Raw genomic sequence first — 25,253 nt, 5'->3', positions numbered from 1 at the left:
ACGCCCCCAGCCCGCCGCCCCAGGAGAGACCCCGCCATGGCCACCGCCCCCCTCACCCGGGACCCCGCCGACAGCCGCCCCCGCACGCACGGCATCCCGCGCGCCCTCCAGGCCACGCTGCGTCGGCCCACCGCCGTCAGCCGGGAGTCATACGCCCTGCTGCTGATCCTGGCGGCCGCCGCGGTGCTCTACACCTGGGCCATCGGACGGGCGGCGGTGCACCCGTACTACACCGCGGCGTTGCGGTCGATGGCGGCGAACTGGCACGCCTTCGTCTTCGGCGGGCTCGACCCGAGCGGCTCGATCTCCCTGGACAAGATCCCCGGCGCGCTGTGGCCGCAGGCCCTTTCCGTCCGGCTCCTCGGACCGCACACCTGGGCGGCGGTACTGCCGCAGGTAGTGGAGGGCCTCCTCGCCGTCTGGGCGCTGCACCGGATCGTCCGTGCCTGGGCCGGCGCCTGGGCAGGGCTGCTCGCCGCGCTGGTACTCACCCTCACCCCGGTCACCGTCGCGCTCAACCGGCACAACATCCCCGACACCCTGCTCGTTCTGCTGCTGGTCCTCGCGGCGGGATCGCTGCAGAAGGCCGTCCGCACCGAGAGACTGCTGCCGCTGCTCGTCTGCGGGACATGGGTGGGGCTGGCCTTCCAGGCCAAGATGCTGCAAGCCTGGCTCGTCCTGCCGGTGTTCGCCGCGGTGTACCTGTGGGCGGCGCCCGGCTCCTGGTGGGACCGGACCCGGCGGCTGCTGCTCGCCGGGATCACCGCACTCGTCGTCTCCTGCTCCTGGGTGCTGCTGGTCTGGGCGTCCCCCGCCGCGGACCGTCCCTACCTCGACGGAACCACCAACAACAACCCGTTCACCCTGGTCTTCGGCTACAACGGGCTGAGCCGCTTCGGCCACGACCCGCACGCGCTGGGCGCCGTCGCCGGCACGGCCGCCAGCCGCACCAGCGGTAATACGGGGTGGACCATGGTGGTCAACCAGAGCGTGGGCCCGCAGATCGCCTGGCTCCTGCCGCTCGCCGTACTGGCCTTGGCGCTGGGCGTGTGGTGGCGCGCCGGACGACCGCGCACCGACGGGCCGCGGGCCGGGTTCCTGCTCTGGGGCGGCTGGCTGGTGGTGCACCTCGTGGTCTTCAGCAACTCCAACGGCAACCACGGCTACTACATGACCGTGCTGGCCCCGGCCCTCGCCGCGCTGACCGGTGGCGGAGTCGCCCTCTTCTGGGCCGAGTACCGCGCCGGTGGCCGACGTCGCGCGGCGCTGCCCGTCGCCGTCGGGCTCACGGCGCTGTGGGCCGCGGCAATCGACGGCCCGCACAGCGACTTCGCGCCCTGGCTGCTGCCGGTGGTGCTGATGCTCGGCCTGTGCGGGACCGTCGGCCTGTGGACCAGCGGGCCCCGGACCACACGGCCGGCGGTGCACAGCGCCCTGGCGGCGTCCCTGACGGCCGTCCTCCTCGCCCCGGCCGTCTGGGCCGTCTCCTGCCTGAACCCGCGCTACCCCGGCTCACCGATCGAACCACTGGCCGGGCCGGTCGGCCCCGGCTACCACGATGCGCACCACCACCGGGCCACGGTCCGACGCAACCCCTTGAACACCCCGTCCGAGCGGGACACCGCACTGCTGAACTACCTCTCCGCGCACCGTTCCGGGGAGAAGTACCTGCTCGCCACCCAGGCCGCGTACGGCGCCGAGCCCCTGCTGCGCGCCACCCCGCAACCCATCCTGGTCATGGGCGGCTTCACCGGCCTGACCCCCTACCCGACCGCACCACGGCTCGGGGACCTGGTCTCCACCCACCAACTGCGCTACGCCCTGCTCACCACGCGCCGCCCGGCCACACCGGCTTCGGCCTGGGTGAAGAAGAGCTGCACCCCCGTCTCCCCACGCGCCTACGGCCGGACCTCGGACGGAAGCTTCACCCTCTACGACTGCGCTGGGCGCACCTGACCTCCCACCGGCCGCCGGCCGGTGCGCTTCCACCACAGGCAAGCACTTGCCTGAGCGGAAAGTGGCTAGTAACTTTCTCCTCAGGCAAGTGCTTTCACTTGCCGTCCGCGACGGCCAGGAGGTGGCCCATGCCCCTTGAACCGGACGCCGAACAGGCGGCCCGCGCGCTGGAAGACGTACAGCACCGGCGCCACCAGGCCATTGCGGCGCAGCGCGGGCCCCGGTGGTTCTTCCTCGCCTGGGGGGCCGTGCTCTTCCTGACCTTCGCCACGCCCGACCTCCTGCCCCTGCTGCACCTGGAACGGTGGCGCGTGTGGTGGATGGGGGTTCTCGGGCCCCTGACCGTGGTCTTTCTCCTCGGCCAGTACACCCGGCGGGGGCGCAGCCTGTTCGGCCTGCCGCCCGAGCTGGAGCCGCGGGCGTTCCTGCCGGCGGGGGCGCCGGGATCGGCCGGGCGGCGCTACCCCTGGGCCGGACTCCTCGTCGTGGTGGGCGTGGTGGGAGTCCTGTCCGTGGGGAGTGCCTGGCTGCTGTCGTACGTCCCCGGCTGGCGCCTGCTGCTGGGGCTCGGCCTGGGGCTGACGGTGGCGTTCCCGTCCTCCCGGCGGTTCGAACGGCTCCAGCGGCTGAGCCGGAACGGCGCGTGTCGGTGACCGCTCCCGAGTTCGATCCCTTGCTGCTCGATCCCACCCGCCTGTCGATCACGGCATTGCTGGCGGCGACGCGGTGGGCCGAGTTCAAGTTCGTCCGGGACTCGTTGAACCTGTCGGATTCCGCCCTGTCCAAGCAGATCAGCACGCTGAGCAAACGCGAGTACGTCGAGGTCAAAAAGGGGCACGTGGGCAAGGTCCCGCGCACCTGGCTGAACCTGAGCCGCGCCGGCCACCTCGCCCTGCAGGCCCATCTCACGGCCCTGCAGGACATCGCCGACCGGTCGGCCCGACACATTGCCGACGACGAGCATGCCGGCAGCGGGCCACCCGGATCATCCGGCTGAGGAGTGCGCAGCGCCCGGCTTCCCCTGCCTCACAGCGTCCCCTCCGGCGTCAGCACCACGAACTCCGCGCCCGCGGGGTCCGTGCAGACGGCGAGGCGGCCGACGCCCTCGGCGGTGTCCGGGCCCATCGACAGGATGCCGCCGTTGCCCGTCACCAGGCCGACGGTGGCATCGCAGTCCTTGGAGCCGAACACCGGGTGCCAGTACGGAGTTCGGCGGGGGCCCAGGAGATCGGCCGGAACGTCCATGAGGCCGCCGTGCATCCGGTCCTCGCCGCAGTCCGCGGGGGTGAGCAGGGTGTAGGTGCCGCCACCGCCCGGGAGCGGCATGTCCTGGGTGGTCCAGCCGAAGACGGTGGTGTAGAAGGTCTGCGCGGCGGCCGCATCGGTGGTGTACAGCTCGGTCCAGCACAGCGTGCCCGGTGTGTCCGCGGCTTCGATGCCCGGATACTTCAGGGGCTGCCAGACGGCGAACTCCGCCCCCTGCGGGTCCGTGAGCTGAGCGAACCGGCCGTCCTCCGCGCCCACTTCGGCGGGGGCCGTGCGGACCGCGCCGCCTGCCTGCTCCACCGCCTTGGCCGTGGCGTCCGCGTCGGGGGTGTGGAAGTAGAGCGTCCAGGCGGAGCGGGCGCCGACTTCGGTGAGCGGGCCCACCGCGCCGACAGCCTTGCCGTCCAGCCGGAAGAGGGTGTAGCCGCCCGCCTCCTGGCCACCGTGCGGCTCGGACTGCCAGCCGAACACGGCGCGGTAGAACGCCGCGGCGACCTCGACGTCGGGGGCGCCGAGATCGAGCCAGCACGGGGAGCCGGGGACGAAGTCGGTAGTGATCATGGCGATTCCCTTCGCGGATCCTCTCTGTTGTCAGCCTGACATCCGGCACTGACACTCGCCCGTCGGCCGGGGCCCGGTGTCCGCGCCGACCGCCGGCCGACGCCGTCCCCGCACTCGTCAGGGGCGCCCGGCGCACGCATCGGCACGCGGCGAGAGGCATGGCCATGAGCCCGCGTACGGCACGGCCGCCCGGTGGGCCGACCCCCGGTGGGCCGGCCGCCCGTTGGGCCGGCCGCCCGCCCCGCCGAGGAAGAGCGCGCGAGGAGTTCAGGCCCTCTCCCGGTAGAGCTCCTTGGCGATGATCGAGCGCTGCACCTCCGTGGCGCCCTCGTAGATGCGCGGCGCACGGACCTCCCGGTAGAGGTGTTCCAGCAGATGTCCGCGGCGCAGCGCACGAGCGCCGTGGATCTGCACGGCGGCGTCGACGACCTCCTGGGCGGTCTCGGTCGCCAGCAGCTTGGCCATGGCCGCACGGCGGGCGATGTCCGGGGCCCCGGTGTCGTACGCGGCCGCCGCCGCGTACACCAGGAGCCGGGCCGACTCGACCCGGGTGGCCATCTCGGCGAGCCGGTGGCCGACGGACTGCAGGTCCTTGAGGGGGCCGCCGAACGCGGTGCGCGCGCCGGCGTGCGTCAGTGCCGCATCCAGCGCGGCCTGCGCCATGCCGACCGCGAAGGCGCCCACGCTGGGCCGGAAGAGGTTCAGCGTGGCCATCGCCACGGCGAACCCGCCGTCCACCTCACCCAGCACATCCGCCCTGGTCACAGGCGTGCCGTCGAAGACGAGGGTGCCGATGGGGTGCGGGCTGAGCATGTCCAGGCGCTCGCCGGTCAGTCCGGGACGGCCGGCGGGGACGAGGAAGGCGGTCACCCCGCGCGCGCCCGCCCCGCCGCCGGTCCGGGCGAAGACGGTGGCGAAGTCGGCCTCGGGGGCGTTGGAGATCCAGCACTTCTCGCCGGTGAGCCGCCAGCCGTCCGGGCCGTCCGGCTCGGCGGCCAGCGACAGGGCCGCGGCGTCCGAGCCCGCGCCCGGCTCGCTGAGCGCGAAGGACGCGACCGCCCGGCCGGCGGTCACCTCCGGCAGCCAGCGGGCGCGCTGCGCCTCGGTCCCGGACTGCACGACCGGATAGGCACCCAGCCCCTGGAGCGCCAGTGCGGTCTCCGCCTCCGTGCACTCCTGGGCGAGGGATTCCCGCAGCAGACACAGGTCCAGGGCGCGCAGGGCGCCGTCGGCGGGGAACAGACGGCGCAGCAGGCCCAGTTCGCCGAGGGCGGCGACGAGCGGACGGTTGACCCGGCCCTCGGTGCCCTGCTCCGCCAGCGGGCGCAGCCGTTCGGCCGTGAGCGCGCGCAGTTCGGCACACCATTTCCGCTCATCTGGTCCCAGCGCGAATACGGTCACGAGGCGGCTCCCTGGTAGCGGTCCTCTATCGCGGTCTGTTGACTGCCGTCACGAACACGTTACGCTGACGACGGATCCGAACGGCAGTACTCGCCCCGCAGAACGAGCGCCACCCGAACCTTCCCGACCGGTTCCCGCACCGGCCTCCACAGTCCCCCATCCCTCCCCCGGCCGCGCGTCGGCCACCCCGGCCCTAGGGTCTGCCGTTTGGATCAGGCCGGATCAGGGAGCGGGGTCTGGTGCGTGCAGCTGCAAGGCGGAGGAGGGAGTCGACGCGGAGCGGTTGGGGCCTCCCCTGCTCGAGCGAAGCCGAGAGCTTGGGGAAGAGTGACGACAACGCCGCAGATGTGCGTGCCAGACCCCGCGAGCCCGGCCTGATCCAAACGACAGACCCTAGGGGGCACCCGCCATGGAGCTACGGTCCTCGGCCCACGCCGACACCTTCGCGCGCGACCGGCTGCCGCCCCACGACCAGTGGCCGCAGCTCACCGAACTGGGCTATCCCGACCGCCTGAACTGCGGCACCGAGCTGCTGGACGGCACCATCGCGCGGCTCGGCCCCGACCGGCCCGCGATCCGCGACATCAGCGGGCCGGTCTGGACGTACGGACAGCTGCGGGCACAGGTCGACGCGATCGCCCATGCGCTCACCGGCCCGCTGGGCGTACTGCCGGGCAACCGCGTCCTGCTGCGCGGTCCCACCACACCATGGCTGGCCGCCTGCTGGCTCGCCGTGATGAAGGCGGGGGCGGTCGCGGTGACCGTACTGGCCTCGCAGCGCCCCGAGGAGCTCGCCACGATCTGTGAGATCGCGCAGGTGCGGCACGCGCTGTGCGATGTCCGCTCGCTCGACGATCTCGCCAGGGCCGGGGTCCCGGGGCTGCGGATCACCCCCTTCGGCGGGGACGGCCCGGGCGATCTGCGGCAGCTCGCCCGGCCGGGCGGCACGGCGTATCCGGCGGTGGCGACCGCGGCCGACGACGTCGCGCTGATCGCCTTCACCTCCGGCACCACCGGACGTCCCAAGGGCTGTATGCACTTCCACCGCGATGTGCTCGCCGTCGCGGACACCTTCTCGGCGCAGGTGCTGCGCCCGGAGCCGGACGACGTGTTCGCCGGCAGCCCGCCGCTCGGCTTCACCTTCGGCCTCGGCGGGCTGGTCATCTTCCCGCTGCGGGCCGGCGCCTCGGCCTTCCTCGCCGACTGGGGCGGGCCTCAGCGGCTGCTCGGCGACATCGCGGCGCACCGGATCTCGGTGCTGTTCACCGCGCCGACCGCCTATCGCGCGATGCTGCCCCGGCTCGCCGGGCACGAGGTCTCCTCCCTGCGCCGCTGCGTCTCGGCCGGGGAGAATCTGCCCGCCGCGACCTGGCAGGCGTGGTACGAGGCGACCGGTCTGCGGATCATCAACGGCATCGGCGCCACGGAGCTGCTGCACATCTTCATCGCCGCCGCCGACGAGGCGATCCGGCCCGGTACGACGGGGCTGCCGGTCCCGGGCTTCCAGGCGCGGGTGGTGGGCGCGGACGGCGCCCCGGTGCCGGACGGCGAACCGGGACTGCTGGCTGTCCGCGGGCCCACCGGCTGCCGCTACCTCGCCGACGCCCGGCAGACCGCGTACGTCCAGGACGGCTGGAACATCACCGGCGACACCTATGTCCGCGAGCCCGACGGCTACTTCCGCTATGTGGCCCGCGCGGACGACATGATCATCTCGGCCGGCTACAACATCGCGGGTCCGGAGGTGGAGGACGCCCTGCTGCGGCACCCCGATGTGACCGAGGCGGCGGTGGTCGGGCGGGCCGACGAGGACCGCGGGCAGGTGGTCGTCGCCCATGTCGTGCTGCGGGCGGGCGTCCCCCGGGGAGCGGAGACCGTCGCGGCGCTGCGTGCCTTCACCAAGAACCGGATCGCGCCCTACAAATGCCCGCGCGAGATCGTCTTCCACACCTCCCTGCCACGCACCCCGACCGGCAAGCTCCAGCGCTTCCGGCTGCGCGGGTCCCCTCTAGAGTGACCCGGTGAACGACCAGCAAACGCAGCGCACCCCACGGTCCCTGATCGTCACGTTCTACGGCGCCTACGGACGCGGCGAGCCCGGCACTGCGGGCGGCCCGGCCGCGCCGGTGCCGGTCGCCGCCCTGATCCGGCTGCTCGGCGCGCTCGACGTGGATCCGCCGTCGGTGCGCTCCGCGGTCTCCCGGCTCAAGCGGCGCGGTCTGCTGGTCCCCGCGCGCACGGCCACCGGGGCGGCGGCCTACGGGCTGTCCGACGACGCCCGCCAGCTCCTGGAGGACGGCGACCGGCGGATCTTCGGCCGGCCCGCCGCCCAGCTGTCCGACGGCTGGGTCCTGGCCGTCTTCTCCGTCCCCGAGGAGGAGCGGCACAAACGGCATCTGCTGCGCTCCCGGCTGGCGCGGCTCGGTTTCGGCACCGCCGCACCAGGGGTGTGGATCGCCCCCGCCCAGCTCTACGAGGAGACCCGGCACACCCTGCGGCGGCTGCAACTCGACCCGTACGTCGACCTGTTCACCGGCACACACGCCGGATTCGCCCCCACGGCGGACGCGGTGGCGCGGTGGTGGGACCTCGATGCCGTGGCCGCGGCGCACCGCGCCTTCCTCGCCGCGCAGGAACCCGTCCTGCGCCGCTGGTCACCGCGCCGCTCGGTGCCCCCCGAGGCGGCCTACCGTGACTACCTGCTGGCGCTGGACGCCTGGCGTCAGCTGCCCTATGCGGATCCCGGACTGCCCTCTCCCCTCCTGCCTGAGGACTGGCCGGGCGGCCGCGCGGCGGAGGTGTTCGGCCTGCTGCACGCCAAACTGCACACCGCCGGGGCCCGTTACGCACACGAGCTGACGACCGGAGCGTAGCGCCCCCTCCCCCGGCCTCAGCGTCGGCGCTGCTGGGCCCCCACCGTGACGCCCGACCGCGGCCTGGATGCGGCGATCACGGAGACCACGTCCTTGAAGGAGCTGCACATCCGGGTGCCGGCGACTCCGGCGAGCTCGCCGAACTTGCCGACGCCGTAGGTCACCGCGACCGGCTCCATGCGCGCGGTGACCGCCATCCTCATGTCCCCCACGGTGTCCCCCACGTACGCGCTCTGCCAGGCCGCGACGCCGAGCCGGCCGGCGGCCCGCAGCACCATCTCCGGGTGCGGTTTGCCCCGCCGGACCATGTCCTGGCCGATGACCGGGCCGACCAGATCACGGATGCCCATGACATCGAGGAGTGACTCGGCACTGCGGGTGGTCTTGGACGTGGCGACGGCGAGTTCGACGCCGTGGGCGCGCAGCGCGGACAGCCCCGCGGTCACCCCCGGGAACAGCAGCTGCGGCCCCTGGCACAGGACCTCGTAGGAGAACAGCTCGCGGTAGCGGGAGATGGCGGCCTGCACCCGGCCGTCCTCCTCGGGCTTGCCCAGCAGCCGGCCGAAGGCGGGGCCGGGCGGCTTGCCGATGGCGGCGGCCGCCTGCCGCGGGGTCACCGAACAGCCCTGCTCCGAGGCAACCTTGACGAGAAGTTTGCTGATCGCCGGGAGGGTGTTGGCGAGGGTGCCGTCCAGATCGAAGACGGCGGCCCTGATGGTTTCACCGCCGGCGCCCCGCGCGCCTCTCGCGGGTCGTTCGCCGACTTCCGTTGCTACGCGCATGGCTGAGACCTTTCCGGATTCCTATGGGGTGCAGGGCGCTCGGGTGACGTTGTGGCTCGGCTGGTCGGGCGGCCTGCGGTCGACGACTGGTGAAAGGCAGAGGCGGTCTCGCCGTGGCGCACCACTGTCCAAGGGCGGTACGCGACCGTCGCGACGGCTGCCAACGGAAGGGATCGCCCCGTTTACCGCCTTCGGAGATTTAAAAACCGCCTGCGCTGTTTGTCAATGCATCCTTGCTGCCTCTGACGGGTCGACAACACTCCGCTTCCCGGCCAGACTGGGAACGCACCGCATCCCCCGAGCCCCACAAGATCCGAACGGCCGACCGAACGTCAGCTTCGCGTCAGGGGGCGCCAGTTCCGGCCAATCCGGGGAAGCATACCGAACCGCATGGTTGGTTTTCTATGTAGACTGCAGTGAGCTCGCAGCCGTACTAGAGACGGGACGGACACCGTGCCCACCCAGCATCGCGCCATCCAGAGCCGCCAGGCACTCATCCGCTCGGCCGCAGAGACCTTCCTGGAGAAGGGGGTTCCCGCAGCGGGCATGGTCGAGATCAGCCGGCGGGCCCGCCTGAGCAAAGGTGCCCTCTACTTCCACTTCACGTCCAAGGACGACCTCACGCTCGCGGTGCGGGACGCCGCACTCGCCACCCTGCAAGAGGTCGAAGAGGCCTTCACCCGCTCTCCGCAGCCGCTGACCACCGCCGTACAGGACTTCACCGTCGAGCTGTTCGGCCGGGTGCGGACGGACCCCGTGCTGCGCGCCGGACTGCGGCTGCGGCCCGAGACCGCGCCGGGGCTCGGCATCTACGCCCTGGAGCAGCGCTGGTACGCGCTCTTCCTCGACAAGGCGGTGACCTGCGGGCCGTGCGGGCCGGCCGGCTCGCACGCGCCGGATGCCGAACCGCGCCGGACGGCCCAGCTGTTGACCTCGCTCGTGGTGGGCCTGCTGCATCTGGGCGGCGAGGACGGGACGTGGTGGGACGACGAGTCGATCGTGGGCATGTGGGGGCTGCTGCCGGCCGCGCCGAGCCGGATCGCGGCCGCCGGTATCCCGGCACCGGCCCAGCTCCCGGCGGCCGGCTGACCGGCGCGGCCGCCACCCGGGCCGGCACCCCGGCCGGCGTCGCCCCGCTCCCCGCGCCCGGGCCTCACAACTCGACCAGCACGGCCCCGATATGACGCCCCTGCGTCAGTTCGCACAGCGCCCGTGGCGCCTGCTCGATCCCCTGGAGAAGGGCGTGCGGGAAGACCAGCGAGCCCTCCCGCAAGCCCTGCCCGAACTCCTTCGTCCACTCCTGCGGCAGATCCGGATGCGCGTACAGCCCGAAGCCGCGCAGCGTCACCCTGCGCGTGATGATCAGCCCGGTGTCCAGCTCCACCGGGGTGAGGGCACCACCGCTCCCGCCCAACTGGCTGGAGAGCGCGCCGACGAGCGCGAACCGCGCGTCGGGGCGGGCCACCGCCAGCGCCGCCGGGAGCTGTTCACCGCCGACGGTGTCCAGCAGTACATCGATCCCGCCCGGTGCGGCCCGGCGCAGCTGGCGCTCGATCGGCCCGGCGCCGCGCACGATCGTGTCGTCGTACCCCAACTCGGCGCGCAGCCGGGCGGCCTTGCGTTCCGAGCCGGTGCTGCCCACCACCCGGCCGGCCCCCAGCCGGCGCGCGAGCTGCCCGGCCAGGCTGCCCACGCCGCCCGCCGCACCGGTGACGAAGACGGTGTCCCCCGGCCGCACCTCGGCGGCCCGGCGCAGCGCCCCCCAGGCGGTCGCCCCCTGCGACAGATGCGCGGCGGGCGTCGGCAGGGCGTCCGGGTCGAGCCGCCGTACCCGCGACTCCTCGACGGACGCAAACTCCCGCCAGCCGTAGGGGTGGTGGACCAGGTCACCGGGGGCGAAGCCGCCGCCGGGCGCCGCCACGACCTCGCCGATCGCGGCGCCCCACAGCGCCTGACCCGGCACGAATGAGGGCATCGGCAGCGGCACTTTGGTCATCTGCGTCCGCATCGCGGCGGTCACCGCCATCACACGGGTACGCACCAGTACCTGCCCCGGCTCCGGGACCGGCACCGGGACCTCGGCCACCGTGAAATGACCTGTCGTCAATGCGCCTTCGGCCTGGTCGGCGAGCCGGACCTCGCGGTGGACGGCCGGTATGGCGGGGACGACGGTGGGGGGCATCGGACAGCTCCTCGCGCTCGGATCACTCGACGGCGTCGTACCGGACCGCGACGCGGGATTCGCGCCACCGTCGCGGGCGCGAATCAATACCGCATGGTTGGCTTCTTTATGATGCGGAAATAGACTGCGCGGCCACGGGCGGCGGGTCGCACTCAGGCACAACAACTCCAAGAGAGCATACGGAGGATGATCGGTGGTCAAGCAGGAACGCGCAGTGCGCACCCGACGGGCCGTCCTCGAAGCGGCGGCTCATGTCATCGGCACCCGCGGGTACCAGGCCGCCACGATGGCAGAGATCATCCAGCGCGCCGGGGTCACCAAAGGGGCGGTGTACTTCCATTTCACGTCCAAGGACGCACTGGCCCGCGCGGTGATCACGGAGCAGACGGATCCGTTCTTGCCGCAAGTCAGCGAATCCCGGCTGCAGGACGCCATCGACTTCACCCACCAGGTGGCGCTGGCCCTGCGCAGCGATCCGTTGCTGCAGGCCGGCACCCGTATCGCGGTCGAGACGACCTTCAGTGAGAACCCGCTCGTGCCCTACCAGGCCTGGACCGACATCATCACCACGATGTTCACCGAGGCGCGCGACAACGGGGAATTACTGCCCGGGGTTGCGCCGGACCGGGCGGCCGAGTTCTTCGTCGCGGCCTATATGGGCGTGCAGTTGTTCTCGCGGGCCGCGACCAACCGCGCCGATCTCCCGGAGCGCGTCACGGCCCTGTGGAAGCACACCCTCCCTGGTCTGGCGTCGCCCGGCGCGCTGAGCCACCTGGATCCGCACGGCCGGTGTGTGAAGGTCCCGGTCTGACACCACCGTTCGCCGCCCCGACGAAGCCGGGGCCCGTCCGGCACTGGAAAACAAACCACATGGTCCGTATCTTAGTGCCGCACGGACGGTCACCGCGGCTCAGCCCTACAGGGCGCGAAGAGCCGTATCTCAGAAAGGAACACCTATGGCCAGCGCCACGCTCACGCCGAACTTGCGTGATGAGCGCCACGACAACGGAGGCGAGGACGCCAACGGAATCCGACCGTCCGCACTGACCAGGACGGTGCCGCGGGAGTACGTGCACCGCACCGCCGTCTCCGAGGTGTTCCTGACCAACTGGCGTCAGGGCGACGCCGAAAGCTGGGTGGTCAGCGCGCAGTGGCCGCGCGCCCACACCTTCTACGGTCCCGTCCACGGCCTGCACGACCCGCTTCTGCTGATAGAGAGCATGCGGCAGGCCGGGATATTACTCAGCCATGTCGCCCACGGGGTGCCCCTGGACCACCCGATCATCTGGCAGCGGGTCCGCTACGACCTCTTACCGGAGGCGCTGCGCACCACCGACCGGCCCGCCGAGATCGAACTGCACATCACCGACCACGACATGGTCCATCGCGGCAAGCGGCTGGCCAGCGCCCGCCAGGAGTTCCGGATCGTGTGTGACGGCGCCGAACTGGCCACGGCGGCGCTCGACTACTCCTGTCACAGCCCGGCGGTCTACCGCCGGCTCCGCGGCGAGTACTGCGATCTCGACCTCGCCAACTCCCGCAAGCTGCCGGTTCCCGAGGCCGTTCCTCCGCAGCTGGTCGCCCGGGACCACGACCGCGACGTGGCGCTCTCCCCCACCGACCGCCCCGACCGCTGGCAACTGCGGGTGGACACCTCGCACCCGGTGCTCTTCGACCACCCCGTCGACCACGCCCCCGGCATGCTGATGATCGAGGCCGCCCGGCAGGCCGCTCAGGCCTCCGCCCCCGGCTTCACCCTTCCGGTCTCCATGGAGTGCTCGTTCGCGCGCTACGCCGAACTCGACGCACCGTCCTGGGTGCAGGCGCGGACCACCGACCGGGCCGATGACGGCAGCCGCCAGCTCACGGTCACCGTCGAACAGCACGACAAGCCCGTCGTCTCCGCGCAGATCACCAGCGTGCCGATGTCCTGACCGGCCGCTTCGCCGGCCCGCCGGCCGCCACACGCCGTTGTGCCGCCCGCCCGGCGCCCCGCCGGGCCCCCGTACGGCCCCGCCTCACACTGCCCGTGCCTCCCCCGTCAGCGCAGTGTGAGGCGGGGCTTCGGCGCGTCGGTGCGTCCGGTGGGCGGGGGGCGGTTGCCCGCCTGGTAGGGCAGCGGCCAGGGTGCTCCCGGCCCGGCGTACCCCTGCTCCGCGGCGGCGTGCAGCGTCCAGTGCGGGTCGTACAGATGCGGTCTGCCCAGCGCGCAAAGGTCCGCGCGGCCGGCCAGCACCAGGGAGTTCACGTCGTCCCAGGAGGAGATCGCGCCGACCGCGATGACCGGCACACCGAGGGTGTTGCGGATGCGGTCGGCGAACGGGGTCTGATAGGAGCGGCCGAAGTCGGGGCGCTCGTCGGGGACCACCTGTCCGGTGGAGACATCGATGGCGTCCGCACCGTGCCGTGCGAAGGCCTCGGCGATGGTCACCGCGTCCCGGGCCGTGGTGCCGCCGTCCGCCCAGTCGGTCGCGGAGATCCGGACGGTCATCGGGCGCCCGGCCGGCCAGACGGCGCGGACCGCGTCGAAGACCTCCAGCGGGAAGCGCAGCCGGGCGTGGACGTCGCCGCCGTAGGCGTCGGTGCGCCGGTTGGTGAGCGGGGAGAGGAAGCCGGAGAGCAGATAGCCGTGTGCGCAGTGGAGTTCGAGCAGATCGAAGCCGGCGCGGGCGGCGGACTCGGCGGAGTGGACGAACTGCTCGCGTACGGTGGCGAGTTCGGGCTCGGTCAGGGCGTGCGGGAGCTGGTTGACGCCGGGGCTGTAGGGCAGCGGGGAGGCCGCCACGAGAGGCCAGTTGCCCTCCGGGAGGGGCTGGTCGATGCCGTCCCACATCAGCCGGGTCGAGCCCTTGCGGCCGGAGTGCCCGAGCTGGACGCCGATGGCGGTGCCGGGCGCGGAGGCGTGGACGAAGTCGGTGACCCGGCGCCAGGCGGTCTCGTGGCCCGGTGCGTACAGCCCCGTACAGCCGGGGGTGATCCGTCCCTCGGGGCTGACGCAGACCATCTCCGTCATCACCAGCCCGGCGCCGCCCAGCGCGCGGGCGCCGAGGTGGACGAGGTGGAAGTCGCCGGGGGTGCCCGCGCCGTCCACCGCGGAGTACATGTCCATCGGGGAGACCACGACCCGGTTGCGCAGGGTCAGCCCGCCCAGCCGGAACGGGGTGAACATGGGGGGCGTGGCGGGCTCGATGCCCGCCTCGCGCTCGACGGCCGTGACGAATCCGGGGTCACGCAGCCGCAGGTTGTCGTGGGTGACCCGGCGGCTGCGGGTGAGGAGGTTGAAGGCGAACTGGTGGGGCGGCTGGTCGAGGTAGGTGGCCAGTTCCTCGAACCAGGCGAGACTGGCACGGGCGGCACGCTGTGTGGAGGCGACGACGGGGCGGCGTTCCTCCTCGTAGGCGGCCAGCGCGGAGGCGGTGTCGGGCTGCTCCTGGAGGCAGGCGGCGAGCGCCAGGGCGTCCTCGACGGCGAGCTTGGTGCCGGAGCCGATGGAGAAGTGCGCGGTGTGCGCGGCGTCGCCGAGCAGCACCGTATTGCCGTGGGACCAGCGCGCGTTGACGACGGTGCGAAAGGCGATCCAGCTGGAGTTGTTGGCACGCAGCGACCGGCCGCCCAGCGCGTCCGCGAAGACCTTGGCGCACCACTGCGCCGACTCGCGCTCGTCGCAGCGGTCGAGTCCGGCCGCCCGCCAGACCTCCTCGCGCATCTCGACGATGACGGTGCTGGCGCCGTCGGGGTGCTCGCCGGAGGGGTTCGTTGCGGGGTCGTCGGTCGACGGGCGGGCGTAGGGATAGGCGTGGAGCTGCGCGACGCCGTGCTCGGTCGGGGCGATCTCGAAGCGGAAGGCGTCGAAGGCGAAGTCGGCGGCGAGCCAGATGTAGCGGCAGCGGTGGGTGGTCAGCTGCGGGCCGAAGATCTCGGCGTGCGCGGTGCGGGTCGTGCTGTGCACCCCGTCGGCGGCGATCACCAGGTCGTAGCCGCGGGCCAGTTCGGCGGCGGGCGGAGCCTCCGTACGGAAGCGCAGCTCGATGCCGAGGTCACGGCAGCGCTGGTGGAGTACGGCCAGCAGCCGGCGCCGGCCGAGCGCCGCGAAGCCGTGCCCGCCGGAGGTCAGGGTGCGGCCGCGGTGCACGATGTCGATGTCGTCCCAGCGGACGAACTCCGCCTGGAGCGCGCGGTAGACCTCCGGGTCGGCGTGCTCGATGCCGCCGAGGGTCTCATCGGAGAGCACCACACCGAATCCGAAGGTGTCGTCGGGTGCGTTGCGCTCCCATACGGTGGTCTCGCGGGTGGGGTCGAGGCGCTTGAGCAGGGCCGCGGCGTAGAGCCCGCCCGGCCCCCCGCCGATGACGGCGACCCGCATGGCTACTTCCCCTGCCACTTGGGGGCCCGCTTCTCCGTGAAGGCGGCGTGGAATTCCGCGTAGTCGTCGCTGTTCATCAACAGCGCCTGGGTGGCGGCGTCCATCTCGACGGCGGCGGCCAGCGGCATGTCGAGCTCCGCGGTGAGCAGCGCCTTGGTCTGGGCGTGGGCCAGCGCGGGCCCCTCGGCGAGCCGCTTGGCGAGCGCCGCGGCGGCCTCGTCGGCCCGCCCCTCCTCGGCCAGCTCACTGATCAGCCCGAGGCGTTCGGCCTCCGGGGCACGGACGGTGTCGCCGAGCATCAGCAGCCGGGTGGCATGGCCGAGGCCGATGACGCGCGGCAGGAGATAGGCCGCGCCCATGTCGCCCCCGGACAGTCCGACCCGGGTGAAGAGGAAGGCGAAGCGGGCGGAGGGGTCGGCGACCCGGAAGTCCGCGGCCAGCGCCAGCACCGCACCGGCCCCGGCCGCGACCCCGTGCACGGCCGCGACCACCGGGAACGGACACTCCCGCAGCGCCCTGACGACCTGGCCGGTCATCCGGTTGAAGTCCAGCAGCTGCGCGGTGTCCATGCCGAGGGTGGCGCCGATGATCTCCTCGACATCGCCGCCGGAGCAGAAACCGCGCCCCTCCCCTGCGAGCACGAGGGCGCGCACCGAGCGCTCCCGGGAGAGTTCCGCGAGCAGATCGCGGAGGTCGGCGTAGGCCTCGAAGGTGAGGGCGTTGAGCTTGTCCGGGCGCGCGAGGGTGACGGTGGCGATCCCGTCCTTCCTGGTCACGCGGATGTGCTGCCAGGGTTCTGTGCTGCGGGCGGATCCTGCGAACGGGCTCATCGGGCTGCCTGCCCCCTTTGGCCGGTCGGCCGGTGGATGCTGTTCCGGATGCTCCTCGAAGTTATCACTCATCCATGACTGTCGTCATGAGAACGCGATACGCCGCGCCGCCGGTGGCGGTGCGGCCCCCTCGGGGCCGTGCGGGCGGGCTGAAGGCGACGGACCGTACGGGCGGGGGTGCGGGACCGTGCGGGCGGGGGTGCCGAAGGTCCCGGCTCCCCGCATGACCTAGGTCTGGTGCACCCCGGCCGGACGCCCCTGATCCCGGCGCCCCGCGCTTCCTACGCTGGATCCGACCGAACCGGCCTCTGACGGCCTGGCCCACGCGAACGGATCGACGGCACATGCTGGCACCCCCACCCCCCGCGACCTGGCACATCGCGCTGCCACGCGGCGCGACGGCCGTCCCCATCGCCCGCGCGATGGTCCGGACCGCCCTCCAGGACCTGCGGGTGACGGCCGACCGGACCACCGCGCAGCTGCTGACCGCCGAGCTGGTGACCAACGCCCTCAAGCACGCCCGCGGTACGGAGCCCATCGAGCTGGTGGTCAAGTTGCATCCGACGGGCTGCCTGATCGAGGTACACGACGGCGATCCACTCCTCATCGACGTGCTGCTCGACGATCCGAACCCGCTGTCGGAGCTGGGCGATGCGGTACTGGTGGCGGCACCGGACGCTTCCGGGCCGGCGGGGGCGGCGGCGGAGAGCGCGATCCCGGAGAGGGCTCCTTCGGGGGAGCAGGCACCTTCGGGGGAGCAGGCTTCTACGGGGGAGGAGGCTTCTTCGGTGGGCGGTGGCGCTGCGGCGGATGCGGCAGACGGGGTCCCCGCGGCGGATGCGGGAGGCAGGGTGCCTGCGGCGGATGCGGCAGACAGGGGCCCTGCGGAGGACGGGGCACGTACGGCCGATGGGACGCGTACGGCCGTCGGGCGCCGGACGGACGGACACGGGGCGGCCGATGACCGGCTTCCGGCGCAGCGTACGGAGGGCGCCGGGCTGATGGATGACGCCGGGGAGAGTGCGGAGACGGGCGGCACCGAAGCGAGCACGAGGACCCGGACCACGGCCACCCGGACCCCCGGCACCCCGATCATCCAAGCCGCCGACGCCGCCCAAGCCGCCGACGCCGCGCATGCCGCCGAAACCACCGGCCAGGACCCGCACCGCCACGACGATCACCGCCGTGGCCTGCTGCTGCTCCGTTCGCTGAGCTCCGACTCGGGCTGCCGCCGGACGCCGCGCGGCAAGGCCGTCTGGTTCACCCTTCCCGAGGTGCCACGCCGGCGCGGGTGAGGCCGGTGCCGGAGAGGCCGGTGCCAGAGAGGCCGGTGCCGGAGAGGCCGGTGCCGGCCCCGTCCGCGGGTTCCTGAGCCACCGGTTCCTGCGCCACCGGCTCCCGGGCCGCCGGTTCCTGCTCTACCGGTTCCTGCGCTGCCGGCGCCTGCCCGAGCCGCGAGCGGCGCCGCCCGTAGCACGTGTAGACCAGCGCCCCGGCCACCAGGAAACCGGCGAACTGGAGCCAGGTCGCCGGACCGGTTCCGTAGCTCAGATACAGACAGAAGGCGATGCCCAACAGCGGGCTGGCCGGGAAGAGCGGCACGCGGAAGCGGCGCGGCAGATCGGGGCGGGTGCGGCGCAGCACCATCACGCTCAGGTTGACGGCCACCATGACCGCCAGCGTCCCGATGGTCGACAGATTCATCACCGCATCCAGCGGCACGACCGCGGCCGGCACGGCGAAGACCGCCGTGACGATCCAGGTGTTGGCGACGGGGGTGGACGTCCGGGGCGAGACCCGCTCGAAGATCCGCGGGACCAGCCCGTCCCGCGACATCGACATCAGGATGCGGGTCTGGCCGTACAGGACCGCGAGGACGACCGAGGCGATGGCGACGACGGCGCCGAAAGCGATCACCGCGCCACCGAGGGTCGAGTGGGTGACGCGATTGACGATCAGCGACAGCGCGGCGGGCCGGCCGCCGACCTCGCCGGCGGAGAGCGCACCGATGGCGGAGGCCGCGACCAGGCAGTACAGGACGGTGACCACACCGATGCAGACCATGATCGCGACGGGGATGTTGCGCCGCGGGTTCCTGACCTCCTCACCGGCCGTGGTGATGGCATCGAAGCCGATGTAGGAGAAGAAGGCGACCGAGGCGCCGGAGGTGATGCCGGCGACGCCCTCCGGGGCGAACGGCGACAGGTTGCCGGCCCGGAAGGCGCTGAGCCCGATCGCGCAGAACAGGACCAGGATCGCGAGCTTCAGGACGGCCATCGCGGCGGTCGCCCGGGCGCTCTCCCGGATGCCACGGACCAGCAGCAGGGCGGCGAGCAGCATCACGACGACGGCCGGGACGTTGACGATGCCGCCGTCACCGGGCGGGCTGGAGAGCGCGGCGGGCAACTGCCAGCCGGTCAGGCCGCCGAGCAGCTCGTTGAGGTACTGGCCCCAGCCGACGGCGACCGCCGAGACCGAGATGCCGTATTCGAGCAGCAGACACCAGCCGACGAGGAAGGCGGTGCGCTCGCCGAGGGTGGCGTAGGCGTAGGAGTACGAGCTGCCGGACACCGGTATCGCGCCGCCCAGCTCGGCGAAGGAGAAAGCGGTGAAGACGCAGGTGACGGCCGCCAGCACGAAGGAGACGAGGACGGCGGGACCGGCCTGGGCGACGGTGTCGGACAGACCGACGAAGATGCCGGTGCCGACGATCGCGCCGATGCCGAAGCAGATGAGCTGGAAGAGCCCCATGCTGCGCCGCAGGCCGTGGCCTTCGAGGTCCGCACCCGATTCGGCGATGAGCAGATCGGGGGACTTGATCCGTGGTCCGGACGAGGCCGCGGACGGTGCGGCGCGCAGCGCCTCCGGGGGACGGCGGCGGGAGACGGGCGGGCGCATGGGGTGGTTCTCTCTCTGATGGTGCGGTGCGCGCGGCGCGGGTGGGCCACACACGAAGCGGGGTCCGGACCGATGGGTCCGAACCCCGCGAGCGGCTCGATGGTAACCGCTTGACCTGCATGATCGCCCGTTGCGGCGGATGGCTGTGCGGATGGCTGGGGCAGCGCCCGAGGTGCCGTGGGGGAACCCTGCCCGCCCTGCCGCCCTGCCGTCCTAGCCGGCGAGCGTCGCCACCAGCACCGCCTTGATCGTGTGCATCCGGTTCTCCGCCTCGTCGAAGACGACGGAGTGCGCGGACTCGAAGACCTCGTCGGTGACCTCCAGCGACGACAGACCGTGCCGGGCGTGGATCTCCCGGCCGAGCGCCGTGCCCAGGTCGTGGTACGCGGGCAGGCAGTGCAGGAACTTCACGTCCGGCTTGCCGGTGGCGCGCAGCACGTCCATCGTGACCGCGTACGGGGCGAGCAGCGCGATCCGCTCGTCCCACACCTCCTTGGGCTCGCCCATGGAGACCCAGACATCGGTCGTCACGAAGTCCGCACCGCGCACGCCCTCGGTGACGTCGTCGGTGAGCGTGAGGCGGGCGCCGCTGGTCCCGGCGAGCGCGCGCGCCTGCGCGATGACCGACTCCTCGGGCCACAGCTGCTTCGGCGCCACGATCCGGACGTCCATGCCGAGCAGGGCACCGGTGACGAGGTAGGAGTTGCCCATGTTGTTCCGGGCGTCGCCGAGGTAGGCGAAGGCGGTCTCCTCCAGAGGGCGGCCCGGACCGTGCTCGATCATGGTCAGCACGTCGGCGAGCATCTGTGTGGGATGCCATTCGTCGGTCAGCCCGTTGAAGACGGGCACCCCGGCGTGGGCCGCCAGCTCCTCGACGTCGGCCTGCCGGCTGCCGCGGAACTCGATGCCGTCAAACATCCGGCCGAGCACCCGGGCGGTGTCCTTCACCGACTCCTTGTGCCCGATCTGCGAGCCGGACGGGTCGAGGTAGGTGGTCGAGGCGCCCTGGTCCGCCGCCGCGACCTCGAAGGAGCAGCGGGTCCGGGTCGAGGTCTTCTCGAAGATCAGGGCGATGTTCCTGCCCCGGAGGCGGGGGACCTCGGTGCCGGCGCGCTTGGCCGCTTTCAGCTCGGCCGCCAGCTCGGTCAGTCGGCGGAATTCCTCGGCGCTGAAGTCCAGCTCCTTGAGGAAATGGCGGCCCCTGAGGTCTATCGCCATGGGTGGGCTCCTGATTCGCGGCGGTCGGGACGGACTCGAATAGTGGAAGTGTATACGAGCATACGTATCTCTATACGGAGCCCCCGGTGGAAGCACGGAGAGCACGGAGCCCCTGGCCGGAAGCGCGGAGCCGCTGGCCGCTGCGGGAGCCGGCCCCGCCCCGAAGGGTGCGGGGCATCCTCAGGCTGCCCCCGGCACCGCGTCCCTCGCCACCGGACAGCTCATACAGCGCGGCCCGCCGCGCCCGCGTCCCAGCTCGCTTCCCGGGATCGTGATCACCTCGATGCCGCGCTTGCGGAGGAAGGTGTTGGTGGTGACGTTCCGCTCGTACGCCACCACCACACCCGGCTCCACCGCCAGCACATTGCAGCCGTCGTCCCACTGCTCACGCTCGGCCGAGTGCACATCCTGGGTCGCGGTCAGCACCCGGATGTCGGACAGGCCCAGCGACGCCGCTATGGCGCGGTGCATGTGCTCCGGCGGATGGTCGGTGACCTTGAGGTCCTGGTCGCCCGACCCCGGCTCGATGGTGTACGAGCGGAGCATGCCCAGACCCTCGTACTGGGTGAACGTATCCCCGTCGATCATGGTCATGACGGTGTCCAGATGCATGAACGCCCGGCGCTTGGGCATGTCCAGCGCCACGATCGTGCGGGCGGAACCCGCTGCGAACAGCCCCCGCGCGAGCAGCTCCACGGCCTGCGGCGTGGTGCGTTCGCTCATCCCGATGAGCACGGCGCCGCTGCCCAGCACCAGGACGTCCCCGCCCTCGATCGTCGAGGGGAAGTCCGCCTGACCCTCCGACCAGACATGGAAGTCCTCGCCGCGGAAGAGCGGGTGGTGCCGGTAGATCGCCTCGTAATGCATGGTCTCGCGCTGCCTGGCAGGCCAGCGCATGGAGTTGATCGACACCCCGTCATAGATCCAGGCCGAGGTGTCGCGGGTGAAGAGGTGGTTGGGCAGCGGTCCCAGTAGGAAGTCGTCCAGATCCATCACATGGAAGCGCACCGAGGTGGGCTCGGGGTGGCGCTCCAGGAACTCGCGCTTGGTCATGCCGCCGACCAGCGCCTCGACCAGCTCCGGGACCGGAAGCTCGTCGAAGGCCGCCCGCAGGTGGTCGGTGGCCAGCGGCCCGTATTCCTTCTCGTCGAAGACCCGGTCGAGGACCAGCCTCCGCGCCTCGGGAATCTGCATGCTCTCGGCCAGCAGATCCCCGAAGAGGTGGACCTCCACCCCACGGTCCCGGAGCACGTCGGCGAACCCGTCGTGCTCGGCCCGCGCCCGGCGCACCCACAACACGTCGTCGAAGAGCAAGGCGTCCTTGTTCGAGGGCGTGAGCCGCTTCAGCTCCAGATCGGGGCGATGCAGGATGACCCGGCGCAGCCGCCCGGCCTCGGAGTCGACTTGGAATCCCATCCACCCATCTTGGCCGCTCCGACGACTTTGCGGAGGGAGTCGGGGGATGTCGGACGGTTGGGTCGGCCCGCGGGACGGCGGCAAGGCCGACATCCAGGGATCGGCGAGCAGCGCGGCCAGGGACGTTTTGAGGCGGTGTTCCGACGGCGCACTCCGCCCGTTCCCTGGCTCTGTTCTGAGGTGAGGAACCCCGCACCGTGGCGCGGAGCCGGTCACCGCCCGCTCCTTCCACACCGCGCGATCGCCTCCAGGATCGCGTCCCGCCTCAGGGGACTGCCTGTGTGTCCCGAGTCGTCGATCACCTTCAGCTCTGCGTCTTGCCATGCCCGGGACAGCTCCCACGCCGTCTTCAGCGGACTGCCCAGGTCGAGTCGGCCGTGGATCAGCACCGCCGGGATACCCGCCAGCTGGTGCGCGTTACGGAGCAGTTGTCCGTCCTCAAGCCAGGCATCATTGGCGAAGTAATGCGTGCAGATCCGGACGAAGGCCATCAGGGCGTCGTCAGGCTTGTCGCTGTAGTAACCGGGACGGCCGAGTACCTCGTGGGCGATGACAGCATCCTCCCAAGCGCACCAGTCCCGCGCCGCCTTGACCCGGACGGCCTCATCCGGGCTGTTCACCAGCCGGTCGTAGGCGGCCACGAGATTGCCGCCGCGGTCCGGCTCCGGCAGTGCGTCACGGAACGCCTCCCAGGGGCCGGGCAGCAGGCGTCCGACGCCGCAGTAGAGCCAGTCGGTCTCTTCCGGCCGGGTCATGGTGACGCCGACGATGACGATCTCGGAGACCCGCTCGGGGTAGCGCTCAGCGTAGGCGAGGATCAACGTCGAGCCCCAGGAGCCGCCGTAGAGGAGCCAGCGCTCGATGCCCAAGTGCTCGCGGAGCCGCTCCATATCGGCGATGAGGTGGTCGGTGGTGTTGTGTTCAAGGCTGACGGCCGGGTCGGAGGCATGAGGCCGACTCTCACCGCAGCCACGCTGATCGAACAGGACGACTCGGTAGACCTCGGGGTCGAACATCGTGCGGCTGCCGCGGCGCCCCCCACCTCCGGGGCCGCCGTGCACACAGAGGGCCGGCTTCCCCTTGGGGTTTCCGCTGCTCTCCCAGTAGATCTGGTTTCCGTCGCCGACGTCGAGGAGGCCGTGCGCGTACGGTTCGACGGATGGAAACGGCTGGGCCATGACAGTCTCCTCCTGAAGGCACGACGAACAACCTCGCGAGGCCAATCGACGGCTGGACCGACGTCTCCCGCTTTGTCCGCAGCCCGGGCGGTGCCGTACTCGGCCCAGTCGCCTCTGGCGTAGCCGACCCAGCTGGCCAACGGGGATACGTACTGATGGGGACAGGGACGCACCAAGGACACGGCACACCGAGTACCCCCGAAGCACATACGCCACCCGCGAGGGCACGAAAGGGCGACGGGTAGGGGCGAGGAGACGACGGGGAGGGGCGAGGAGACGGGCAGGGGCCGGCGGGGAAGCAGTGACGACGGTGGGCGGGCCGTGGGCGTGTCGGGCGTGAGCGCTCCCGGCCCCGGGGCGGTGGCGTACCGCTCGGGGTGTTCGTTCCGCGTGGACGCGGTCGCGGTGGGGACGTCCCACCTCAGGCAGGGTTGCGGTCGCGTACCTCCAGCTTCTCCAGTATTCCGGCGACGCGGTCTCTTGATTCGTCGACGGTGTCCATCGCCTCGACGCAGGTCCAGTACATTCCGTCCTCGTCCGCCAGCAGCACCACGGCCACCAGCGCTTCACACACCTCCCGCAGCAATCGGCACAGGCTCGTCAACGCCTCCTTGACGTCGCGGACTTCGGTCAACTGACCCGCCCGCAGCGCACCGGTGGACGATGTCGGGCACAGCAGTCCCCCGCTGAACCGCCCGCCCGCATCGCCTAACCCCCGGGCCCTGGACCGCACTTCGTACGGACCGAATATCGCCAGATGGCTGCCTATCGCCTCTGCCAGGGCTTGCGCCTGCCAGGCCTCGACGATCACTCCCTGAATCGTGTTCGCCTCCGCCACACCGCGCCGACTCGCCGCGATGATCCGCACTGCGTCCATCCGCTCCCTCCTCTCCTCATCAATCGCATGCACCCTGCACTCTTTTCACTACCCAGAGTGAGGGTGAACACCCAAAAAAGCCAGGGGAATTCGCAAATCTGTGGACAACCAAGGCGATGTGGAAAGATCCATGACTCCATAGAGTGATGAAGGGGCGGGCTCATGCACGCGTCTTCCCCTCGCGCCACGACCGCCCCACCCCTCACACCACCGGCACACGTCACACAAGACGCCCGGAGTGAACGCCCAAGTGAACACCGGGAGTCGGCGCAGAAGCCCCGGAGCCGGACACCGAGAGTGCGCGGTGCGAGTGCGCGAGCGGCCACCTCACGCGGCGGGGCGGGGGCCGACGCCCCCGCCCCGTCGGCCCCCGCCCCGCTACCGCCTCGCCCGGACCCGGCCCCTACTCCTCTGTTCCTCTACTCCTCCTCGCCCTCCCGCGGCCGGTCCGGTCGTGCCGACCGCACCGCCGGGAAGCGCGACTCATTGCGCTCGATCTTCGCCGCGAGCGCCGTCAGGGGGTCGATCCCCAACGCCTCGCAGAACTGCAGCAGATAGGCCAGCACGTCCGCGACCTCGTCCTCGACCCGGCCGGCCTTCCGCGGATCCGACATCACCGTCGCCGACTCCTCCGGCGTCAACCACTGGAAGATCTCGACGAGTTCCGCGGCCTCGACACTCAGCGCCGCGGCCAGGTTCTTGGGGGTGTGGTACTGCTGCCAGTCCCGCGCGGCCGCGAACTCGGCGAGCCGTCGCTGCAGCGCATGAAGATCTTCACTCATACCCCCAGGTGTAGCACCTGTACGCCGGGCAGTCCGTCGGCGACCGTGGGGTCCCGCACCGTCCCCAGCAGCCGCACATGCCCGCGCTCGGTCATCCGCGCGGCCAACGACACCAGCTCACGGGCCTGCCTGCCGTCCATGCAGCGGTCCATCCCGTCCGCCAGCACCGTCATCTGCTGATGGGCCGACGGGACCTCGCCGACCGGGTCCATGGCCAGCACGTCCGGCCCGGTGAGCAGCACCAGCGCCAGCGCGAGAAACCGCAGCTCACCGTCGCCGAGCTGTTCGACGGGCAGTTTCCCCAGCTCACCCCTGTCGAGGACGGCCCGCACCCCCTCCGCTCCCCCGGCCGCCGGCACGGCCCGCGCACCCGACGACCCGCCGCCCGGGCGCCCGTCATCGCGTCCCACCACCGCACCGGCGACGGCCGCACCGGCATCGGCCGCCCCCGTTCCGTCCGGCCGGAGCGGCACCGTGTGCAGCCCCTCGACGGGTCCGGCGCAGGCCTCCCGTACCGCCGCCACCAGCACCGCATGCCGTCGCGCACACTCCCGGCTGGTACGCGCCAGCACCGTGGGCAGGTTGTCGCAGGCGGACCGCAGCCGCCCCTCGTCGCGCTGTTCCTGCGCGCCGTGGCCCCAGCCGCCCGCCTCCCCACTTCCCGCACTCC

At 72.0% G+C, this 25,253-nt stretch carries 21 protein-coding genes and 1 pseudogene; 9 read left to right on the top strand and 13 right to left on the bottom strand.

Annotated elements, in window-relative coordinates:
* Positions 1-36 precede the first annotated feature (36 nt).
* The 3 genes from EST54_RS14945 to EST54_RS14935 all read left to right on the top strand — a co-directional run bounded on the left by EST54_RS14945 (position 37) and on the right by EST54_RS14935 (position 2,953).
* Positions 37-1,956: an ArnT family glycosyltransferase gene (locus EST54_RS14945; RefSeq protein ID WP_129248110.1), complete on the top strand. Its 1,920-nt coding sequence runs from the start codon at positions 37-39 to the stop codon at positions 1,954-1,956.
* A gap of 128 nt (positions 1,957-2,084) precedes the next feature.
* On the top strand, positions 2,085-2,609 hold the full coding sequence (locus EST54_RS14940; protein WP_129248109.1) for a hypothetical protein: 525 nt from the start codon (positions 2,085-2,087) through the stop codon (positions 2,607-2,609).
* Entirely contained in the window at positions 2,600-2,953 is a 354-nt protein-coding gene (locus EST54_RS14935; RefSeq protein ID WP_129248108.1) for a winged helix-turn-helix domain-containing protein, read from the top strand. Before EST54_RS14940 ends, EST54_RS14935 begins: the two co-directional genes overlap by 10 nt.
* Before the next feature lie 29 nt (positions 2,954-2,982).
* Here EST54_RS14935 and EST54_RS14930 read toward each other — a convergent pair whose 3' ends face one another.
* Complete coding sequence (locus EST54_RS14930) at positions 2,983-3,783, bottom strand: VOC family protein (RefSeq protein ID WP_129248107.1); 801 nt, start codon at positions 3,781-3,783, stop codon at positions 2,983-2,985.
* Positions 3,784-4,050: 267 nt separating this feature from the next.
* Positions 4,051-5,184: an acyl-CoA dehydrogenase family protein gene (locus EST54_RS14925; protein ID WP_129248106.1), complete on the bottom strand. Its 1,134-nt coding sequence runs from the start codon at positions 5,182-5,184 to the stop codon at positions 4,051-4,053.
* Between the two features lie 409 nt (positions 5,185-5,593).
* Here EST54_RS14925 and EST54_RS14920 point away from each other — a divergent pair, with 409 nt between their 5' ends.
* Positions 5,594-7,201 (top strand): AMP-binding protein, encoded by a 1,608-nt coding sequence (locus EST54_RS14920; protein ID WP_129248105.1) that lies wholly within the window; start codon positions 5,594-5,596, stop codon positions 7,199-7,201.
* A 4-nt stretch (positions 7,202-7,205) separates the two neighbouring features.
* Entirely contained in the window at positions 7,206-8,057 is an 852-nt protein-coding gene (locus tag EST54_RS14915) for a PaaX family transcriptional regulator (RefSeq protein ID WP_129248104.1), read from the top strand.
* 17 nt (positions 8,058-8,074) lie between these two features.
* On the opposite strand, the gene EST54_RS14910 is transcribed toward EST54_RS14915, so the two are convergent.
* Positions 8,075-8,839: an HAD family hydrolase gene (locus EST54_RS14910; RefSeq protein ID WP_129248103.1), complete on the bottom strand. Its 765-nt coding sequence runs from the start codon at positions 8,837-8,839 to the stop codon at positions 8,075-8,077.
* A gap of 453 nt (positions 8,840-9,292) precedes the next feature.
* Here EST54_RS14910 and EST54_RS14905 point away from each other — a divergent pair, with 453 nt between their 5' ends.
* Entirely contained in the window at positions 9,293-9,928 is a 636-nt protein-coding gene (locus EST54_RS14905; protein ID WP_129248102.1) for a TetR/AcrR family transcriptional regulator, read from the top strand.
* A gap of 64 nt (positions 9,929-9,992) precedes the next feature.
* On the opposite strand, the gene EST54_RS14900 is transcribed toward EST54_RS14905, so the two are convergent.
* On the bottom strand, positions 9,993-11,021 hold the full coding sequence (locus EST54_RS14900; RefSeq protein ID WP_129248101.1) for an MDR family NADP-dependent oxidoreductase: 1,029 nt from the start codon (positions 11,019-11,021) through the stop codon (positions 9,993-9,995).
* Between the two features lie 193 nt (positions 11,022-11,214).
* Here EST54_RS14900 and EST54_RS14895 point away from each other — a divergent pair, with 193 nt between their 5' ends.
* Both EST54_RS14895 and EST54_RS14890 read left to right on the top strand, forming a co-directional pair.
* A complete protein-coding gene (locus EST54_RS14895; protein ID WP_006602525.1) occupies positions 11,215-11,832 on the top strand; it encodes a ScbR family autoregulator-binding transcription factor in 618 nt (205 codons plus the stop codon).
* Between the two features lie 145 nt (positions 11,833-11,977).
* Positions 11,978-12,955, top strand: a complete 978-nt coding sequence (locus EST54_RS14890) for a ScbA/BarX family gamma-butyrolactone biosynthesis protein (RefSeq protein WP_129248100.1) — start codon at positions 11,978-11,980, stop codon at positions 12,953-12,955.
* Positions 12,956-13,062: 107 nt separating this feature from the next.
* Here EST54_RS14890 and EST54_RS14885 read toward each other — a convergent pair whose 3' ends face one another.
* Positions 13,063-15,384 (bottom strand): bifunctional salicylyl-CoA 5-hydroxylase/oxidoreductase, encoded by a 2,322-nt coding sequence (locus EST54_RS14885; RefSeq protein WP_129248132.1) that lies wholly within the window; start codon positions 15,382-15,384, stop codon positions 13,063-13,065.
* A gap of 2 nt (positions 15,385-15,386) precedes the next feature.
* Positions 15,387-16,214 (bottom strand): enoyl-CoA hydratase family protein, encoded by an 828-nt coding sequence (locus EST54_RS14880; RefSeq protein WP_129248099.1) that lies wholly within the window; start codon positions 16,212-16,214, stop codon positions 15,387-15,389.
* Positions 16,215-16,558: 344 nt separating this feature from the next.
* On the opposite strand from EST54_RS14880, the gene EST54_RS36165 reads away from it, so the two are divergent.
* Positions 16,559-17,509 (top strand): ATP-binding protein, encoded by a 951-nt coding sequence (locus EST54_RS36165; protein ID WP_174857442.1) that lies wholly within the window; start codon positions 16,559-16,561, stop codon positions 17,507-17,509.
* Here EST54_RS36165 and EST54_RS14870 read toward each other — a convergent pair.
* The 7 genes and pseudogenes from EST54_RS14870 to EST54_RS34255 all read right to left on the bottom strand — a co-directional run.
* Entirely contained in the window at positions 17,475-19,112 is a 1,638-nt protein-coding gene (locus EST54_RS14870; protein WP_129248098.1) for an amino acid permease, read from the bottom strand. The genes EST54_RS36165 and EST54_RS14870 overlap by 35 nt on opposite strands.
* 213 nt (positions 19,113-19,325) lie before the next feature.
* Entirely contained in the window at positions 19,326-20,330 is a 1,005-nt protein-coding gene (gene argF, locus EST54_RS14865; RefSeq protein ID WP_129248097.1) for an ornithine carbamoyltransferase, read from the bottom strand.
* A gap of 180 nt (positions 20,331-20,510) precedes the next feature.
* Positions 20,511-21,746 (bottom strand): arginine deiminase, encoded by a 1,236-nt coding sequence (locus EST54_RS14860; protein ID WP_129248096.1) that lies wholly within the window; start codon positions 21,744-21,746, stop codon positions 20,511-20,513.
* A gap of 212 nt (positions 21,747-21,958) precedes the next feature.
* Positions 21,959-22,924 carry a prolyl aminopeptidase gene (gene pip / locus EST54_RS14855; protein WP_129248095.1) on the bottom strand — a complete coding sequence of 322 codons (966 nt, stop codon included), beginning with the start codon at positions 22,922-22,924 and terminating at the stop codon, positions 21,959-21,961.
* A gap of 421 nt (positions 22,925-23,345) precedes the next feature.
* On the bottom strand, positions 23,346-23,801 hold the full coding sequence (locus EST54_RS14845; protein WP_129248094.1) for a DUF6099 family protein: 456 nt from the start codon (positions 23,799-23,801) through the stop codon (positions 23,346-23,348).
* Between the two features lie 419 nt (positions 23,802-24,220).
* Positions 24,221-24,583: a nucleotide pyrophosphohydrolase gene (locus EST54_RS14840; RefSeq protein ID WP_129248093.1), complete on the bottom strand. Its 363-nt coding sequence runs from the start codon at positions 24,581-24,583 to the stop codon at positions 24,221-24,223.
* Positions 24,580-25,253 (bottom strand): annotated as a pseudogene (locus EST54_RS34255) (biotin transporter BioY); the annotation flags it as partial. The gene EST54_RS14840 and the pseudogene EST54_RS34255, both read right to left, overlap by 4 nt.

The organism is Streptomyces sioyaensis, from assembly GCF_004122735.1.
GTDB lineage: Bacteria > Actinomycetota > Actinomycetes > Streptomycetales > Streptomycetaceae > Streptomyces > Streptomyces sioyaensis.
This window is presented reverse-complemented; position numbering and strand designations above follow the sequence as displayed.